At 61.3% G+C, this 16,675-nt stretch carries 17 protein-coding genes and 1 pseudogene (1 of these 18 running past the window's edge); 7 read left to right on the top strand and 11 right to left on the bottom strand.

Annotation, left to right across the window (positions count from 1 at the left end; all coding sequences use genetic code 11):
- Positions 1 to 14 precede the first annotated feature (14 nt).
- The gene (locus tag LRS56_23145; GenBank protein WDU61668.1) at positions 15 to 395 is read right to left on the bottom strand and encodes a hypothetical protein; all 381 of its coding nucleotides are present in this window, start codon (positions 393 to 395) and stop codon (positions 15 to 17) included.
- Positions 396 to 542: 147 nt separating this feature from the next.
- On the opposite strand from LRS56_23145, the gene LRS56_23140 reads away from it, so the two are divergent.
- Together LRS56_23140 and LRS56_23135 are read left to right on the top strand one after the other, a co-directional pair.
- Positions 543 to 740 (top strand): cation transporter, encoded by a 198-nt coding sequence (locus LRS56_23140; protein ID WDU61667.1) that lies wholly within the window; start codon positions 543 to 545, stop codon positions 738 to 740.
- An 85-nt stretch (positions 741 to 825) separates the two neighbouring features.
- Positions 826 to 2,019: a multidrug effflux MFS transporter gene (locus LRS56_23135; protein ID WDU61666.1), complete on the top strand. Its 1,194-nt coding sequence runs from the start codon at positions 826 to 828 to the stop codon at positions 2,017 to 2,019.
- A gap of 8 nt (positions 2,020 to 2,027) precedes the next feature.
- Here the strand turns inward: LRS56_23135 and LRS56_23130 are convergent, their stop codons facing one another.
- From LRS56_23130 to LRS56_23120, 3 genes are all read right to left on the bottom strand, one after another.
- A complete protein-coding gene (locus LRS56_23130; GenBank protein ID WDU61665.1) occupies positions 2,028 to 2,210 on the bottom strand; it encodes a hypothetical protein in 183 nt (60 codons plus the stop codon).
- A gap of 144 nt (positions 2,211 to 2,354) precedes the next feature.
- Positions 2,355 to 3,368: a zinc-binding alcohol dehydrogenase family protein gene (locus LRS56_23125; protein ID WDU61664.1), complete on the bottom strand. Its 1,014-nt coding sequence runs from the start codon at positions 3,366 to 3,368 to the stop codon at positions 2,355 to 2,357.
- Between the two features lie 25 nt (positions 3,369 to 3,393).
- On the bottom strand, positions 3,394 to 3,687 hold the full coding sequence (locus LRS56_23120; GenBank protein ID WDU61663.1) for a putative quinol monooxygenase: 294 nt from the start codon (positions 3,685 to 3,687) through the stop codon (positions 3,394 to 3,396).
- Positions 3,688 to 3,804: 117 nt separating this feature from the next.
- On the opposite strand from LRS56_23120, the gene LRS56_23115 reads away from it, so the two are divergent.
- The 3 genes from LRS56_23115 to LRS56_23105 all read left to right on the top strand — a co-directional run bounded on the left by LRS56_23115 (position 3,805) and on the right by LRS56_23105 (position 7,053).
- Positions 3,805 to 4,731 (top strand): LysR family transcriptional regulator, encoded by a 927-nt coding sequence (locus LRS56_23115; GenBank protein WDU61662.1) that lies wholly within the window; start codon positions 3,805 to 3,807, stop codon positions 4,729 to 4,731.
- A gap of 137 nt (positions 4,732 to 4,868) precedes the next feature.
- Entirely contained in the window at positions 4,869 to 5,564 is a 696-nt protein-coding gene (locus LRS56_23110) for a helix-turn-helix transcriptional regulator (GenBank protein ID WDU61661.1), read from the top strand.
- A gap of 118 nt (positions 5,565 to 5,682) precedes the next feature.
- On the top strand, positions 5,683 to 7,053 hold the full coding sequence (locus tag LRS56_23105; protein WDU61660.1) for an MFS transporter: 1,371 nt from the start codon (positions 5,683 to 5,685) through the stop codon (positions 7,051 to 7,053).
- A 136-nt stretch (positions 7,054 to 7,189) separates the two neighbouring features.
- On the opposite strand, the gene LRS56_23100 is transcribed toward LRS56_23105, so the two are convergent.
- A complete protein-coding gene (locus LRS56_23100) occupies positions 7,190 to 8,143 on the bottom strand; it encodes an adenosine deaminase (protein ID WDU61659.1) in 954 nt (317 codons plus the stop codon).
- A gap of 194 nt (positions 8,144 to 8,337) precedes the next feature.
- Here LRS56_23100 and LRS56_23095 point away from each other — a divergent pair, with 194 nt between their 5' ends.
- A complete protein-coding gene (locus LRS56_23095; protein WDU61658.1) occupies positions 8,338 to 9,429 on the top strand; it encodes a calcium:proton antiporter in 1,092 nt (363 codons plus the stop codon).
- 132 nt (positions 9,430 to 9,561) lie between these two features.
- Here the strand turns inward: LRS56_23095 and LRS56_23090 are convergent, their stop codons facing one another.
- The 6 genes and pseudogenes from LRS56_23090 to LRS56_23065 form a co-directional block, all read right to left on the bottom strand.
- Positions 9,562 to 10,920 carry an 8-oxoguanine deaminase gene (locus LRS56_23090; GenBank protein WDU61657.1) on the bottom strand — a complete coding sequence of 453 codons (1,359 nt, stop codon included), beginning with the start codon at positions 10,918 to 10,920 and terminating at the stop codon, positions 9,562 to 9,564.
- Between the two features lie 180 nt (positions 10,921 to 11,100).
- Positions 11,101 to 11,787: an SDR family oxidoreductase gene (locus tag LRS56_23085; GenBank protein WDU61656.1), complete on the bottom strand. Its 687-nt coding sequence runs from the start codon at positions 11,785 to 11,787 to the stop codon at positions 11,101 to 11,103.
- A 36-nt stretch (positions 11,788 to 11,823) separates the two neighbouring features.
- Positions 11,824 to 12,405, bottom strand: coding sequence for an IMPACT family protein (locus tag LRS56_23080; GenBank protein WDU61655.1), 582 nt, complete (start codon positions 12,403 to 12,405; stop codon positions 11,824 to 11,826).
- 11 nt (positions 12,406 to 12,416) lie between these two features.
- Entirely contained in the window at positions 12,417 to 13,076 is a 660-nt protein-coding gene (locus LRS56_23075; protein ID WDU61654.1) for a TetR/AcrR family transcriptional regulator, read from the bottom strand.
- Positions 13,077 to 13,163: 87 nt separating this feature from the next.
- Positions 13,164 to 14,558 carry a nucleobase:cation symporter-2 family protein gene (locus LRS56_23070; protein ID WDU61653.1) on the bottom strand — a complete coding sequence of 465 codons (1,395 nt, stop codon included), beginning with the start codon at positions 14,556 to 14,558 and terminating at the stop codon, positions 13,164 to 13,166.
- A gap of 88 nt (positions 14,559 to 14,646) precedes the next feature.
- Positions 14,647 to 15,568: pseudogene (locus LRS56_23065) on the bottom strand (LysR family transcriptional regulator).
- Positions 15,569 to 15,694: 126 nt separating this feature from the next.
- Here LRS56_23065 and LRS56_23060 point away from each other — a divergent pair.
- A protein-coding gene (locus LRS56_23060) for an aspartate aminotransferase family protein (GenBank protein ID WDU61652.1) crosses the window boundary here: on the top strand, positions 15,695 to 16,675 show its 5' portion. 369 nt of this gene lie beyond the right edge of the window; only the first 981 of its 1,350 coding nucleotides appear in the window; it begins with the start codon at positions 15,695 to 15,697; its stop codon lies off the right edge, out of view.

Below are 16,675 nucleotides of genomic sequence, written 5' to 3'. Positions count from 1 at the left end.
AAGGTCAAGCGCGTTTAATATCCCAGTGCCGCGCCTTTGAGGTACATACCGTCCGGACCTTGCGCGATACGCAACTTGCGTACGTCACCGGCCTTCAATGTGATGTTCTGCGCCGGGGGCGCGAGCATGCCCGGCAGGCAGCCCGGCGACTGGCCTGGCAGGAGCTTCAGACGCAGCGACACGTTACCGGCTGGCAGGTTGAACGAAGTGGACTCCTCCTGGAACAGGCGTCCGGCGAGTTGGTCCTGGATGTACAGGCCGATTTCGCAGGTGGTGGGCACTTCCAGGCGTTCCCTGGAAATAATCAGCACCGCATAGTCTTGATCGGCACTGGCCGAGGGCGCAACGGCAGACAAGCTCATCAGGCCGACAAGGCCAAAAAACGACCAGCGCATGGCGAATGCTCCGTGGTGTGAATCAAAGATGGGTCAAGCTTGGCCGAGGCCGCCGCCGAATACCAGCCCGGCAGATATTCTCGGAACTTGACCTTGCCATCGTGGCAAGGTCGAGACTGGGCTCAACCTCAACCAAGGAGTCATGTGATGCAAGTATTCAGTGTAGAAGGAATGACCTGCGGCCATTGCGTTCGGGCTGTCACCCAGGCGGTGCAGAGCCAGGACCCGGCGGCCAGTGTGAAGGTCGACCTGGCGGCAAACGAGGTGAGCGTCGAGAGCCGCCTGTCTGCCGAACAGGTGATCAGCCTGATCAGCGAAGAAGGCTACAGCGCCAAGCTCGCCTGATCCCTACAAATAGTTAGCGAGCTATCGTGTTCATCGCACCCAAGCGCGGCTAGACTGTCGGGCTGCCGACACACTTGGGTGCCTGATGAACCTACGCATAATCCTGATTCTGGGTGCCTTGAGCGCCTTCGCGCCGCTGGCGATCGATTTTTACCTGCCGGGCTTTCCGGCCATGGCCACGGCGTTTGCTACCGACGAAAAACATATCCAGCTGACCCTGGCGGTGTATTTCGGCGGCCTGGCCATTGGCCAATTGATCTACGGCCCGCTGGCGGACCGCTTTGGTCGGCGTGGCCCGCTGCTCAGCGGGGTCACGCTGTTTACCCTGGCGTCTTTCGCGTGCGCCTTTGCGCCGTCCCTGGAATGGCTGATCGGCGCACGCTTCGTGCAGGCCCTGGGCGGTTGCGCTGGCATGGTGATTTCGCGTGCAGTGGTCAGCGACAAATGTGATGCGGTGGGCTCGGCCAAAGTGTTTTCCCAGCTGATGCTGGTCACCGGCCTGGCGCCGATCCTCGCGCCGCTGGCCGGTGGGTTGATGGTGGGCCTGTGGGGCTGGCAGTCGATTTTCCTGGCGTTGTCGATCTTCAGTGTGATGGCCGCTGTCGCGGTGGCGGTCGGTTTGCCGGAAACTTTTCCGGCCCATCAGCCGCGCCAGCCCTTGTCCGGGTCGCTGCGTCGCTACGGCGCGCTGTTGTCGGACCGGGTCTACCTCGGTTACGCCCTCACCGGTGGCATCTCGATCGCCGGGATGTTTGCCTACATCGCCGGTTCGCCTTTCGTGTTCATCAAGCTGTATGGCGTGCCCGCCGAGCATTACGGCTGGGTGTTCGGCTCGAATGCCGCAGGCTTTATTTTGATGGCCCAGGTGAATGCGCGATTGCTTTCCAAACGCGGCCCGGCGTTTTTGCTGTCGCGTACGGTCTGGCTGTACATGCTGGCGGCGCTCACGCTGCTGGGCATCGCGGCCTTGCGCACCGACGCGCTATGGCCATTGCTGGTGCCGCTGTTTATCTGCATCGCAAGCTTAGGCTGCATTCTGCCCAACACCTCGGCCTGCGCCATGGCCGGGCAGGGCGCACGGGCCGGCAGCGCTTCGGCCTTGCTGGGTTGCATCCAGTTCGGTGTGGCGGCGGGGGCGGCGTCATTGGTGGGCGTATTGCACGACGGCACGGCCATGCCGATGGCGATAGTCATCAGCTTGTGCGGTGTATTGGCGGTGACAATTGCGATGTCGACCCAGCGCCTGCAACGGGCGAGGGCCGCGCAGGCGCAGGTCTGAAGTGCGGGTCAGCCAGCGGCGGAGCGTTGCTGGCTGAGCGGAAAGCGGTGGGGTGCGCGGATACGGGCTTGCAGGGTGTCGGCAAAGGCGCGGGCCTCGGCTTCACTGCGGAACGTGAACGCATCGCCGTCGAGACGAACCTGCCATTTATTGCCGGGGGATTTTGCTAACGCTTTTATCAGGATTTTCATTGCTGACTTCCTCACGTAAAAGAATCGTGGCAAAGGCGGCCAATATAAACCCGAATACGCTTACAGATATGACAAAGATCAACTCTCTGACTAGCGGTGTCGTCCATTACTCACAGGAATAACGGACGACCCTTACAGCGTTTTTTAGAACCCTTCCAACACGATCTTGCCCTTGGCCTTGCCGCTCTCCAGCAGCGTGTGGGCGCGGCGCAGGTTTTCTGCGTTGATCACACCGAAGTGCTCGCCCACCGTGGTTTTCAAGGTGCCGGCGTCGATCAGTTCGGCCACGCGGTTGAGCAGGTTGTGCTGCTCGATCATGTCCGGGGTCTCGAACATCGAGCGGGTGTACATGAACTCCCAATGCAGCGACAGGCTCTTGCGCTTGAGTTTGCTCACATCCAGCGCCTTGGGGTCGTCGATCAACGCCAGTTTGCCCTGGGGCTGCAGCGCTTCCACCAGTTGATCCAGGTGCCCGTCGGTCTGGGTCAGGCTGGCGACGTGGGTCACGTGAGCGATGCCGGCGCGTTTGAGTTCTTCACTCAAGGGTTGGCTGTGGTCGATCACCAGATCGGCGCCGAGTGCCTTGACCCACTCCTGGGTTTCCGGGCGTGAGGCAGTGCCGATGACGTTGAGCGCGGTGAGTTGGCTGGCCAATTGGGTGAGGATCGAACCCACGCCGCCGGCAGCGCCGACGATCAGCAGGCTCTGGCCCTCGTCGTCTTTACCCTCACGCACTTGCAGGCGCTCGAACAGCAACTCCCAGGCGGTGATGGCGGTCAACGGCAGGGCGGCGGCTTCGGCAAAACCCAAACTCTTGGGCATGTGGCCGACGATGCGCTCGTCCACTGTGTGCAGTTCGCTGTTGCCGCCCGGGCGTACCAGGGAACCGGCGTAGAACACCTTGTCACCGGCCTTGAACAGCGTCACTTCGCTGCCGACAGCCTTGACCACCCCGGCCACATCCCAGCCCAGCACCTTGGCGGCGCCGTTTTCCGGGGCGACGTTCTGGCGCACTTTGGTGTCCACCGGGTTCACCGAGATGGCTTTGACTTCCACCAGCAGGTCACGCGGGCCGGCTACCGGCGCCGGCAGTTCGATGTCTTGCAGGGATTTTGGATCATTGATCGGCAGTGAGGCGTAGTAGGCAATGGCTTTCATGGGGGCTCCGGAAAATGGGCGGTGATCAGGCGAGAAATTTCAGGCGCTTGAGTTCGAAGTGTTCGATTACGTCAGCCGCCTTGGCGCGGAAACTCTGGATATGCGCGCTCTGGTCGTGGTCGGCCAGGGCGGCGTCATCGGCCCAGCGTTCAAGCATGTAGAAGGTTTCGGGGTGTTGCAGGTCCTGGTGCAGGTCGTACTGCTCGCAGCCGGCTTCCAGGCGGGTGGGTTCCAGCAGGCCGCGCAGCAGGGTTTCCAGGGTGGCCTGTTGGCCGGGTTTGGCGATCAGCGTGGCAATGACGTTAAAGGCAGTGGGCATATTCAACTCCAGACACGTGATGAACGGGATGGGCAGATAATTGGCTATTTCCCCCGAAGATAAAAGCCGCTAAAACAGCAGTCTGTTTCAATAAATTTTTGATAATGGATGGGCTGGATGCTGCGTTTCGATGATTTGCAGTTGTTTGTACGCGCCGCAGACCTGGGCAGCCTGTCGGCCGCCGCACGGGTCATGGACCTCTCACCGGCGGTGGCCAGTGCCGCCTTGAAGCGCATCGAGCAGCAACTCGGCACGCGCTTGCTGGCCCGTTCCACCCGTAGCCTGCGCCTGACTGCCGAAGGTGAAGGCTTCCTCGAATATGCACGCGCTGCGTTGAGCTCGCTGGATGAAGGGCGACGCTTATTGGCCAGTGGCCAGGATCATGTCAGCGGCGTGCTGCAACTGTCGGCGCCCTCGGATTTTGGGCGTAACCAGCTGTTGCCGTGGCTCGATGAGTTCCAGCGTGAGTACCCGCAACTCACCGTGCGTCTGCTGTTGGGCGACCGGATTGCCGACCTGTTCCGCCAGCCGGTGGACATTGCGCTGCGCTACGGCGAGCCGGAGGACTCCAGCCTGATCGCGCTGCCCGTCGCGCCGCAGAATGTGCGAGTGTTGTGCGCGGCGCCCAGCTACCTGGCGCGCCACGGCGAACCCCGGCATCTGGAGCAACTGGCCCAGCACAATTGCCTGCTGTACATGCTCGGCAGCCGGGTGCATGACCATTGGAGTTTCCATGACGGCAAGCGCGAGGTCAGCCTGACGGTCAGCGGCGACCGCTTCAGCGACGATGCCGATGTGGTGCGGCGCTGGGCGGTGGCGGGTGTGGGCATCGCCTACAAGTCCTGGCTGGATGTGAGCACCGACGTGCTGGCCGGGCGCTTGCGTTTGATCCTGCCGGAGCTGCGTGGCGAACGTACGCCGCTGAATCTGTTGTGCGCGCATCGCGCACAACTGAGTAAACCCATCAACCTGCTGCGGGAAATGCTCGTGTCGCGTTGCGCGACGTTGACGGCTCAACTACCGGAACGTTTGAGCGCGGGGTAACAGCCTCCATAAAAGTAAGAAAATTCACTCAGACCCTGTCCCTATCTGCGCTGTCAGACGCTGCGGAACGGCGGCGCTGTGCCCCTATACTTTGGTTCCGACCGCAGCAGATAAATGATTTAACAAGGAGTGAATACATGGAAGCAGCACCTTGCATTAGTCAGATCGCCAGCTTGCTCGCCGAGCCCAAACGCACCGCCATGCTGTGGGCACTGATGGACGGCTCGGCCAAGCCGTCGCAAGAGCTGGCGACGCTCGCCGGGTTGTCCGCAGCCTCCGCGAATGCGCACCTGGCGCGGCTGACCGCAGGTGGCTTGCTGCGGGTGGAGACGCGTCGCGGCAAACGGTTGTTTCGCGTGGCGGCGGCGGATGTCAGCGCCGCCATCGATGCCCTGGCTACGACCACCATGGCCAGCACGGCACGCAATATGCCGGGCGCTTTGGCGCCGGCTCTGGCCGCGCCGCCGTTATTGCGCCGTGCCCGCTGGTGCCATGGGCATCTGGGCGGCGAAGTGGCGGCGCAACTGTATCAACGCATGGTGCAAGCGGGATGGATCGAGCGCCACGAGCAACGCACCGATGTCACGCTCAAGGGCACCCAGCACTTCGCCAGCCTGGGGATTTTCACCCAGGCACTGGCGTCGCCGCTGGTGTGCGACTGTTTCGACTGGAGCCAGCAACAACCGCACCTGGGCGGTGCCTTGGGGGCGGGTTTGTTGCGTCTGTTTTTGCAGTCGAACTGGATCAGCGCGGTCAACGAGTCGCGTGCGTTGCTGGTCAGCGACACCGGGTTATCCGAAATTGCCCGGCTGGCTGCGCCGCAACGGCGCTGATCCGGATTTTTTCCTGTAGGCGCGTCGTTCAGAGTTCAAGTCAGGTCGCATTCAGCAATAACCCGCAAAAACCATGACGCACACTCACTCCGGGGATTTTTCACACAGGGGGTGCGGCATGGGTATGCAAGGCTATAGCGCAGCGGAACGGCTGGAACGGTTGCCCATCAGCGGTTACCACCGAATCATCTTTATCATCATCGCGTTGGCGTTTTTCTTCGATTCCATGGACCTGGCGATGATGACCTTCCTGTTGGGCTCGATCAAAACCGAGTTCGGCCTGAGTACGGCCCAGGCCGGGTTGCTGGCCAGCTCGAGTTTTTTCGGCATGGTGGTGGGCGCGTCGTTATCCGGGATGCTGGCCGATCGTTTCGGGCGCAAGCCGGTGTTCCAGTGGAGCATCGTGTTATGGGGCATCGCCAGCTACTTGTGTTCCACGGCGCAGACGGTGGAGACGCTGACGTTGTTTCGCATTCTGCTGGGCATTGGCATGGGCATGGAGTTTCCGATTGCGCAGTCAATGCTCTCGGAGTTGATTCCGGCCAAAAGGCGCGGGCGTTATATCGCCTTGATGGACGGTTTCTGGCCGTTGGGTTTTCTGGCGGCGGGTGTGCTGTCGTACTTCCTGCTGCCGGTGATTGGCTGGCGCGACATCTTCCTGGTGTTGGCGGTGCCGGCGGTGTTTGTGCTGGCGATCCGGTTTTTTATCCCGGAGTCGCCACGCTGGCTGGAGCAGGCGGGGCGGCACGAGGCGGCGGACAAGGTGTTGCTGGGCATCGAGCAAAAAGTGCGCGACTCCCTGGGCCGTAGCGACCTGCCCGAGCCGATCGGTCTGCCACGGGTAGAGAGCACGCCGGGGAATTTCTTTTCGGCGTTTCAGCAATTGTGGTCGGCGCAGTATCGCCAACGCACGATGATGATCTGGAGCGTGTGGTTCTTTGCCTTGCTCGGCTTTTACGGGCTTACCTCGTGGTTGAGCGCCTTGCTGCAGCAGTCGGGGTTTGCCGTGACCCAATCGGTGTATTACACGGTGATCATTTCCCTGGGTGGGATCCCCGGCTTTTTGATGGCGGCCTGGCTGGTGGAGCGTTGGGGGCGTAAACCGGTGTGCGTCGTGACGCTGCTGGGCGGCGGGGTGATGGCGTTTGTGTATGGGCAAAGCGCGGTATTTGGCGGCAATGTGGGGCTGCTGATTACTTCGGGGCTGTTGATGCAGTTCTTTCTGTTTGGCATGTGGGCGGTGCTGTACACCTACACACCGGAGCTGTATCCCACCTCGGCACGGGCGACCGGGTCCGGGTTTGCCTCGGCGATTGGCCGGGTCGGCTCGCTGCTGGGGCCTTTGGTGACCGGGCTGGTGTTCCCGATAACCGGGCAGGGCGGGGTGTTTGCCTTGGGCGCACTGTGTTTTGCGGTGGCGGCGCTGGTGGTGTGGGTGTTCGGGATGGAGACGAAGGGCAAGACGCTGGAAGAACTCACCGAAATCTAAAGGTCGGAGAGGTCAATGTGGGAGCGGGCTTGCTCGCGAATGCAGTGTGTCAGTCGATGCAAAAATTGACTGATCCACCGATTTCGCGAGCAAGCCCGCTCCCACATTTGGTCTGCATTCAATCAGTGGTTGCCGGTTATGGCTTTACCAGCCGCGCATCCAGGCTGTTCTGCGCCAGGCGTTTGGCCTGGTCCTGGGTCATGCCCAGGCTGGTGTACAGCGCGTGGAAGTTCTCGGTGACATAACCGCCGAAGTACGCCGGGTCATCCGAGTTCACCGTAACTTTCACGCCACGCTCAAGCATGTCGAGGATGTTGTGCTGGGCCATGTCGTCGAACACGCACAGTTTGGTGTTGGACAGCGGGCACACGGTGAGCGGGATCTGCTCGTCGATGATCCGTTGCATCAGTCGCTCGTCTTCGATGGCGCGCACGCCATGGTCGATGCGCTGGATTTTCAACAGGTCGATGGCTTCCCAGATGTACTCGGGCGGGCCTTCTTCACCGGCGTGGGCCACGGTCAGGAAGCCTTCGTGACGGGCACGGTCGAACACGCGCTGGAACTTGCTCGGCGGGTGACCCATTTCCGAACTGTCCAGGCCCACGGCCACGAACGCATCACGGAACGGCAGCGCCTGGTCGAGGGTTTTCTCGGCTTCGGCTTCGCTCAAGTGGCGCAGGAAGCTCAGGATCAGGCCGCTGGTGATGCCCAGTTGCTGCTCGCCATCTTTGAGTGCGGCCGCGATGCCGTTGAGCACCACTTCGAACGGCACGCCACGGTCGGTGTGGGTTTGCGGGTCGAAGAAGGGTTCGGTGTGGATCACGTTCTGTGCTTTGCAGCGCAGCAGGTAGGCCCAGGTCAGGTCGTAGAAGTCCTGGGAAGTGCGCAGTACGTCGGCGCCCTTGTAATACAGGTCGAGAAACTCTTGCAGGTTGTTGAAGGCGTAGGCCTTGCGCAGGGTTTCGACGTCGTTCCACGGCAGCGCAATCTTGTTGCGCTCGGCCAGGGCGAACAGCAGCTCAGGCTCCAGCGAGCCTTCCAGGTGCAGGTGCAGTTCAGCCTTGGGCAGGGCGTTGAGCCAATCGTACATTTTCTAAATTCTCATCAGGTGCAATGGCGGCATTCTACAGGTCATGGCCGAAATAATCGGCAAAACCTGACCGGCAGGAGAGTATTGGTTTTATTCGCGCAAGGGCGGCGTGAACTAAGGTGTAACGAAACGTTAGCGGCTTGGCGCAGTCTGTACCCCATCAATGACTGATTTGCCGTACTAAAAGGCCCGGAATGCTCACATCCCTCAAGCAAGAAAAATTCATGTTGCTGGCGCTGATTGCCGCCATCGCCGCCTACCCGCTGGAGCACTGGATGCTGCACAGTGGGCAAATGGTGGCGCTGCTGGCCGGCGTGGTGCTGATCGGCTTTATCGTGGTGGCCTCGATGCGCGTGGCGCACCATGCCGAGCAACTCGCGGAAAAGGTTGGCGACCCCTACGGCACCATGATCCTGACCCTCGCCGCCGTGCTGGTGGAAGTGGTGATCCTGGCGATCATGATGAGCAACGAGCCCTCGCCGACCTTGGTGCGCGACACCATCTACTCGGCGGTAATGCTCGATATCAACGGCATCCTCGGCCTCGCCGCGTTGATGGGCGGCATCAAACATGGCGAACAGTCCTACAACGACGATTCGGCGCGCACCTACAGTGTGATGATTCTCACCGCCATGGGCGTGTCGATGGTGGTGCCGGAATTTATCCCCGAAGCCGACTGGAAAATTTACTCGGCCTTCACCATCGGCGCGATGGTGGTGCTCTACACCTTGTTCCTGAGAATGCAGGTGGGGCCGCACAGTTATTTCTTCAGCTACAGCTACCCGGAAAAACGCCGCAAAAAACAGCCGGAAGAACAGCAGGAGCCGCCGGTCAACCTGGCATTCTCCATCGGCACTCTGGTGTTCGGGGTGATTGTGATCGGCGCACTCGCCGAGGTGATGTCCAAGACCCTCGACCTGGGCCTGGAAGGCACGGGCGCACCGCCGGTGATCACTGCGATTGTGGTCGCAGCCATTTCGGCGGCCCCGGAAATTCTGACGGCGTTGCGCGCAGCCTTGGCCAACCGCATGCAGTCGGTGGTGAATATCGCACTCGGTGCGTCGCTGTCGACGGTGATCCTGACAGTGCCGGTGATGGAGGCCATGGCGCTCTACACCGGCCAGCCGTTCCAGATGGCGATGACCCCGGTGCAGACCGTTATGGTGTTTATCACGTTGATTGTCAGTGCGATCAACCTCAATGATGGCGAAACCAACGCCATCGAAGGGATGACCCATTTTGTGCTGTTTGCGACGTTTATCATGCTTTCGCTGCTGGGGTTGTAACCTTTCCTGAGTACACCCCTGATCAAATGTGGGAGCTGGCTTGCCTGCGATAGCATCACCTCGGTGCAACTGAAAGACCGAGGTGCCTGCATCGCGGGCAAGCCCGGCTCCCACATTTGATCTGCGCCTGGCTTAGATCCCGCTGATCAGCGCCCGCGCCGCCTGGCTGTGATCGGCAATCAGGCCCTTCAGATCCAGGCCCTCGACCTGTCCGTCGATCACCCGCCATTTGCCGCCGACCATCACCCGGTCCGCCCGGTCGGCGCCGCACAGCAGCAGCGCCGAAATCGGATCGTGGCTGCCGGAGAAGCGCAGCTCATCGAGTTTGAACAACGCCAGGTCGGCTTGTTTGCCGACGGCCAGTTCGCCGATGTCGCTACGGCCAAGTAACTGCGCCGAACCTTTTGTCGCCCAACCCAACACCAGCCCTGGGGTGATCTTCTCTGCTCCGTAACGCAGGCGCTGGATGTACAACGCCTGGCGTGTTTCCAGGATCATGTTCGACGCATCGTTGGACGCCGAACCGTCCACGCCCAGGCCAATCGGCGCCCCGGCGGCAAGCAGGTCCAGGGTTGGGCAGATGCCGGACGCCAGGCGCATGTTCGAGCTGGGGCAATGGCAGATACCGGTGCCGGCGGCGCCCAGGCGTGCGATTTCGTCCGGGTTGAAGTGAATGCCATGCGCCAGCCAGGTGCGCGGGCCAAGCCAGCCGACGCTGTCGAGGTAGTCCACCGTGCGCAGGCCGAAACGCTGCAGGCAGAAGTCTTCTTCGTCGAGGGTTTCCGCCAGGTGAGTGTGCAGGCGCACATCAAGGCTGTCGGCCAGTTCGGCGCTGGCTTGCATGATTTGTGGAGTGACCGAAAACGGCGAGCAAGGCGCCAGGGCAATCTGGATCTGCGCGCCGTCGCCGCGTTGGTGGTACTCGCGGATCAGGCGCTGGCTGTCGTCGAGGATGACTTGGCCTTGTTGCACGGTCTGTTGCGGCGGCAGGCCACCGTCGGCCTCGCCCAGGCTCATGGAGCCGCGGGTGAGCATGGCGCGCATGCCCAGTTCGCGCACGCTTTCTACTTGTACATCAATGGCCTGCTCCAGGCCGTCGGGGAACAGGTAGTGATGGTCGGCTGCTGTGGTGCAGCCCGAGAGCAGCAATTCGGCCAGCGCGACTTTGCTGGCCAGCGCAAGTTTTTCCGGGGTAAGCCGTGCCCAGACCGGGTACAGGGTTTTCAACCACGGGAACAGCGGTTGATTGACCACCGGCGCCCAGGCGCGGGTCAGGGTTTGGTAGAAATGGTGATGGGTGTTGATCAGCCCCGGCAGGATCACATGTTCGCGGGCGTCGAACACTTGCCCGCAGGGCACGGCGGGCTCTTTGCCCCAGCCCAGCACTTCGGTGATCACGCCGTCTTGCAGCACCAGGCCACCACGGGCGTCGAGGCCATTGGCGGTGAAAATCGCGAGGGGGTTTTTTAACCAGATACGGGTCGCAGGCATTGGCCGGCTCCTCTGAATGATGGGTTCAGGTTTGCCAGCTCAGTGTTGCCCTGTCTGCTGATCCAGGGTCGCCGGGGAGGGCGAGCGGCTAGATTACGTGTAGTTGGAGTTCTGGTCTACCTGTAGGAAAGCGCTGCTCTTGAGGTCATCGCGGGCAAGCCCGCTCCTACAGGGTTGGGTTTACCAGGCGATGGTGTCGCCTTTGTAGTCGATGAAGTGATGGCCGCCCTTGCCGGTGTAGGCGTTCACCTGGTCGACCAGGCCGCGCACGCTGGTCTCGACGTCGATATGCGCGTTTTCACCGCCCATGTCGGTCTTCACCCAGCCCGGGTGCAATGACAATACGGTGGGCTTGCGGTCACCAAGTTGCGTGATAAAGCTGTTGGTCATGGAGTTGAGCGCAGCTTTGCTGGCCTTGTACAGCGCCAGGTCCGAACCGTCGGGGATGGTCACACTGCCCAATACCGAGCTCATGAAGGCCAGCACGCCGCTGTCTTTGCGGATCTGCCCGACAAACCGCTGGGCCAGGTTGATCGGCGCCACAGCATTGGTGAAGAACAGTTGGCCGACTTCCGCCAGGGTGGCGTGGCCAGGCTCCTGATTGGCCGGGCCTTTGACGCCGGCGTTGACGAACAGCAGGTCGAAGGTGCGGTCCTTGAGGCGTTGGCTCAGGGCGATCACGGCTTGCTGATCGTCCATGTCGAGCTTCTCGATCTGCACCGGGCCCACGGCTTTCAGGGCATCGGCCTTGCCTGGGTCGCGCACGGTGGCGGTCACATCCCAGCCGTCCTGGAGCAGTTGCTTGACCAGGCCAAGGCCCAGCCCGCGTGAAGCGCCGATAATCAGTGCGGTTTTTGGCGTAGACATGAAAGGCTTCCTTTAGAGTCGCAAGCGTGAGTAGTTTCAGCGTTGTAGCAGGATACGTCCACGGCTGAGGTCGGCGAGTTGTGTTTGCAGGGTGTCGATATGGGCTTGGCCCAAGGCCAGTTGCAGCTCGACGCCGTTGGCGGTGAAGGTTTCTTCGACCACCAGCCCGCCCAGTTCAGCGACGCGCAGTTTGACCAGGTTCAACTCGGAAAATCCACAGGCACACCTCAGGGGCACGCGGCTGATCAGCTCGATTCGCTCGGCGGTTTGCAGGCATTTATTCGCGCCACCACCGTACGCACGTGCAAGGCCGCCGGTGCCCAGCTGGATGCCGCCATACCAGCGAATCACCAATACGGCGACCTGATCAAACCCTTGCGCCTCGATGGCCGCAAGGATCGGCCGCCCGGCGGTGCCGCCGGGTTCGCCGTCATCATTGCTGCGGTATTGATCGGCCAGCTTCCAGGCCCAGCAGTTATGCGTGGCGTTCAAGTCGCTGTGCTGCTCGAAAAACGCCTGGGCTTCCTGCGGGCTGGTGATCGGAGCGGCGAGGGTGATAAAGCGGCTTTTGCGTATTTCTTCGCGAAACTCGCACAGACCGGTAAGCGTGAAAGGCATAAGTCCCGTCTTCAGTAGGCCGGCTTGACGCCACAGCCCTTGAGAATGATGTGGATCAGGTTGGTGCCGGCGTCTTCCATGTCCTGCTTGGTCAGCTTGGTGCGACCGGTGACGCGGCAGATCTGGGTGGCGAAGTCGGCATAGTGCTGGGTACTGCCCCACAGCAGGAAGATCAGGTGCACCGGGTCGACCGGGTCCATTTTGCCGGCGTCGATCCAGGCTTGGAACACGGCGGCCCGGCCGCTGAACCAGGCACGGTAGTCCTGGCTGAAGTATTCGGTCAGGCATTCGCCGCCACTGATGATCTCCATGGCAAAGATCCGCGAAGCCTGGAGCTGGCGCCGCGAGAACTCCATCTTGGTGCGAATGTAGCGGGTAAGCGCCACCGCCGGGTCGTCATCGGCGGTCAGGGCGTTGAAGGTACTGTCCCACAACTCCAGGATATTGCTGAGCACCGCGATATACAGGCCCAGCTTATTGGTGAAGTAGTAGTGCAAGTTGGCCTTCGGCAGCCCGGCGCTGGCTGCAATGGTGTTCATGCTGGTGCCTTTGTAGCCATGGCGCGCGAATTCATCTTCAGCCGCCTGGAGAATCGCTTGTTCGTTCTTTTGCCGAATGCGGCTGGCGGGTTTACCGGCGGGGTTGCTGTGGGCAGGAACTTCGAGGCTCATGGAGGTTTCCGTGCTGATCGATGATGGCGACGTGTGCACAGATAACCCACCCTCAAGCCTCAGACAAGTCCTGATGCAATAAAACCGTCAAAGCGGTTCCAGCGTGTCGCTTTCCGACGTGCGGTTTGCGGCAGTGGCGCTCGCTTTGGTTTCCGGCAACAAGAGGCACAACACGATGGCCGTGAGCCCGCCGCTGGTGATAGCCGAGTCGAACAGGTTCTGCACCAAGGTTGGCATCAGATGCAGCAGGTTCGGTTGGGCGGCGATGCCCAGGCCGACGCCAAACGAAGTCGCGATGATCAGCATGCTGCGACGGTCCAGCGGGGCCTGGGCGAGGATGCGCACGCCGGCGGCGGCCACACTGCCGAACATCACCAGGGTCGCGCCACCCAACACCGGTTTGGGGATTTGCTGCAGCACCGCGCCAATCAGCGGAAACAAACCGAGGCAAAACAGCACGACGCCGATATATAAGCCGACGTAACGGCTGGCCACGCCGGTGAGTTGGATCACGCCGTTGTTCTGCGCGAAGGTGGTGTTGGGGAATGCGCTGAACGTGGCGGCGATCATGCAACTGACCCCATCGCCCAATACGCCGCCTTTGAGTCGGCTTATATAAGAAGGGCCGCTGATAGGTTGGCGGGCGATCATGCAGTTGGCGGTCAGGTCGCCCACGGTTTCGATACTGCTGATCAGATAAATCAGCGCGATCGGCAGGAACGCGCTCCAGTCGAAGTTGAAACCGAAGCGAAACGGGATCGGTAGGCTGACCCACGGCAAGTCGGGCAAGGCCTGCGGTACCAGTTTGCCGCTGAACCACGCCGCCAGGCTGCCCACGGCCAGTCCGATGATGATCGCCGACAGGCGCACCCACGGCGTATTCGAGCGATTGAGCAGGATGATCGTGAGCACCACGAACAGGCCCAGCGCCAGGTTGGTCGGCGCGCCGAAGTCCGTTGCGTTGAATCCGCCGCCGAGGTCGGTGATGCCCACTTTGATCAGGCTGATGCCGATCAGTGTAATCACGATCCCGGTCACCAACGGCGTGATGACTCGGCGGAGTTGCCCAATAAAACGGCTCAGTACGATTTGCACCGCAGCACCGAAAAAGCACACACCGAAGATCATCGCCATGATGTCTTCCGGGCTACCGCCACGTTGCTTCACCAGAAACCCCGCCGACAACACTGCGCCGAGAAACGCAAAGCTGGTGCCTTGCAGGCAGATCATGCCGGCGCCGATGCCAAATGGCCTACGTGCCTGGATGAACGTGCCTACGCCGGAGACCATCAGCGCCATGCTGATGAGGTAGGGCAGGTAGGCCGCAAGGCCCAGGGTGGAGCCGATAATCAGCGGCGGTGTGATGATGCCGACGAAAGCCGCCAGCACATGTTGCAGGGCGGCCAACAGTGCGGGTGCGGGTTTGGGCCGGTCGTTGAGGCCGTAGATCAGGTCGCTGGGGCTGGAGGATTCTGGTGGCATGGCGGGCAAACTCACGGCGGACAGTTCAAGGTCCTTGCACGCTTGCAAAAAGCTGTCCAGGTGCTCAGCTTTTTGCGTAAGGCCCGAGTTAGCGGGTTGCCGCCAGGCTTTCGAGGAAGCTTTCCAGCACCAAATGAGGGCGACGGCCCTTGCGCGTGACCGATGCGAGGCTTAAATCGTAAAAGCGCGTAGCCGATTTCAGCGCACGCAGTCGGCCCTGTTGCACCCACAGGCTGGCGTAGTGATCAGGCAGGTAGCCGATGTAGCGGCCGGTAAGGATCAGGAACGCCATGCCTTCGCGGTCCGGAAGCGCTGGCGGTGCAGTTGAGCGCCTGGTAGTGGGCCTGGATCTCGGCGGGCAAGCGGAATGTCGGGGCAATCGCATCCTGGGTGTCGATGCGCGTGTCGTCCAATTGCTTGTCGTCGGCATAAAACAGCGGGTGGCCCACCGCGCAGTAGAGCAGCGAGCGCTCGCTGTACAACGGCTGGTACTCCAGGCCCGAGAGGGCGCTGGCCTGGGGCACCACGCCCACATGCAGACGGCCGTCGAGTACGCCTTGCTCGACCTCATTGGGAGCAATCATGCGAATCTGGATCTGCACGTCGGGGCCACGTTCCTTCAACTGGGCCAGCGCATGGGTGATGCGCATATGGGGCAGGGTGACGAGGTTGTCGGTGAGGCCGATGATCAACTCGCCACGCAAATGCTGGTGCAGGCCGTTGACCTCGGTGCGGAAACTTTCCAGCGCACTTAATAGCTGCAGTGCCGACTGGTAGACCTCGCGGCCTTCTTCGGTCAGGGAGAACCCGGCGCGCCCGCGTTGGCACAGCCTTAATCCGAGGCGTTGTTCCAGGTCGCTCATTTGCTGGCTGATGGCCGAGCGCCCGATGCCGAGCACGGTCTCGGCCGCCGAGAAGCCGCCGCACTCCACCACGCTGCGAAAGATGCGCAGCAGGCGGATATCGAAGTCGCTGACTTGGGCCAGGGGATCGGGTCGGCGGCTGCTCATAGTTTAGTGAAGCCCTGACTGAAGGTTAGAAGAGTTGAATTTCACCGACTTTATCCCCGTGGCAATTTAGCTGCAACAACGCTTTTTCAATCCCGACGCTGCCTTTTGCCCTGCGAGGTTTTGCTGATGAACATGCCCGAAAACGCCCCATCGTCCCTGGCCAGCCAACTGAAGTTGGATGCGCACTGGATGCCCTACACCGCCAACCGTAACTTCCAGCGTGACCCGCGCTTGATCGTGGCCGCCGAGGGCAGCTGGCTGACCGATGACAAGGGCCGCAAGGTGTACGACTCGTTGTCGGGCCTGTGGACGTGCGGCGCCGGGCACACGCGTAAGGAAATTCAGGAGGCGGTATCCAAGCAACTGGGCACCCTGGACTACTCCCCGGGCTTCCAATACGGTCATCCTTTGTCCTTCCAACTGGCGGAAAAGATCACCGATCTGACCCCGGGTAACCTGAACCATGTGTTCTTCACCGACTCCGGCTCCGAGTGCGCCGATACGGCAGTGAAGATGGTGCGAGCGTACTGGCGCCTGAAAGGCCAGGCGACCAAGACCAAAATGATCGGCCGCGCCCGTGGTTATCACGGTGTGAACATCGCCGGCACTAGCCTTGGTGGTGTGAACGGCAACCGTAAGCTGTTTGGCCAAGGGTTGATGGATGTTGACCATTTGCCGCACACCCTGCTGGCGAGCAATGCCTTCTCCCGTGGCATGCCGGAGCAGGGCGGTATCGCTTTGGCCGATGAGTTGCTCAAACTGATTGAATTGCACGACGCGTCTAACATCGCGGCGGTCTTTGTAGAGCCGATGGCCGGTTCCGCCGGCGTGCTGGTGCCGCCGCAGGGTTACCTCAAGCGTCTGCGTGAGATCTGCGACCAGCACAACATCCTGTTGGTGTTCGACGAAGTGATCACCGGTTTTGGCCGTACCGGCTCGATGTTCGGCGCCGACAGCTTCGGTGTGACCCCGGACCTGATGTGTATCGCCAAACAAGTCACCAACGGCGCGATCCCGATGGGCGCGGTGATTGCCAGCAGCGAGATCTATCAGACCTTCATGAACCAGGCGACGCCGGAATACGCAGTGGAATTCCCCCACGGCTAC

Origin of the sequence: Pseudomonas poae, assembly GCA_028869255.1 — a bacterium.
GTDB classification, from domain to species: Bacteria; Pseudomonadota; Gammaproteobacteria; order Pseudomonadales; family Pseudomonadaceae; genus Aquipseudomonas; species Aquipseudomonas poae_C.
The sequence above is the reverse complement of the archived record's forward strand: the minus strand, read 5'-3'. Positions and strand labels throughout refer to the sequence as shown.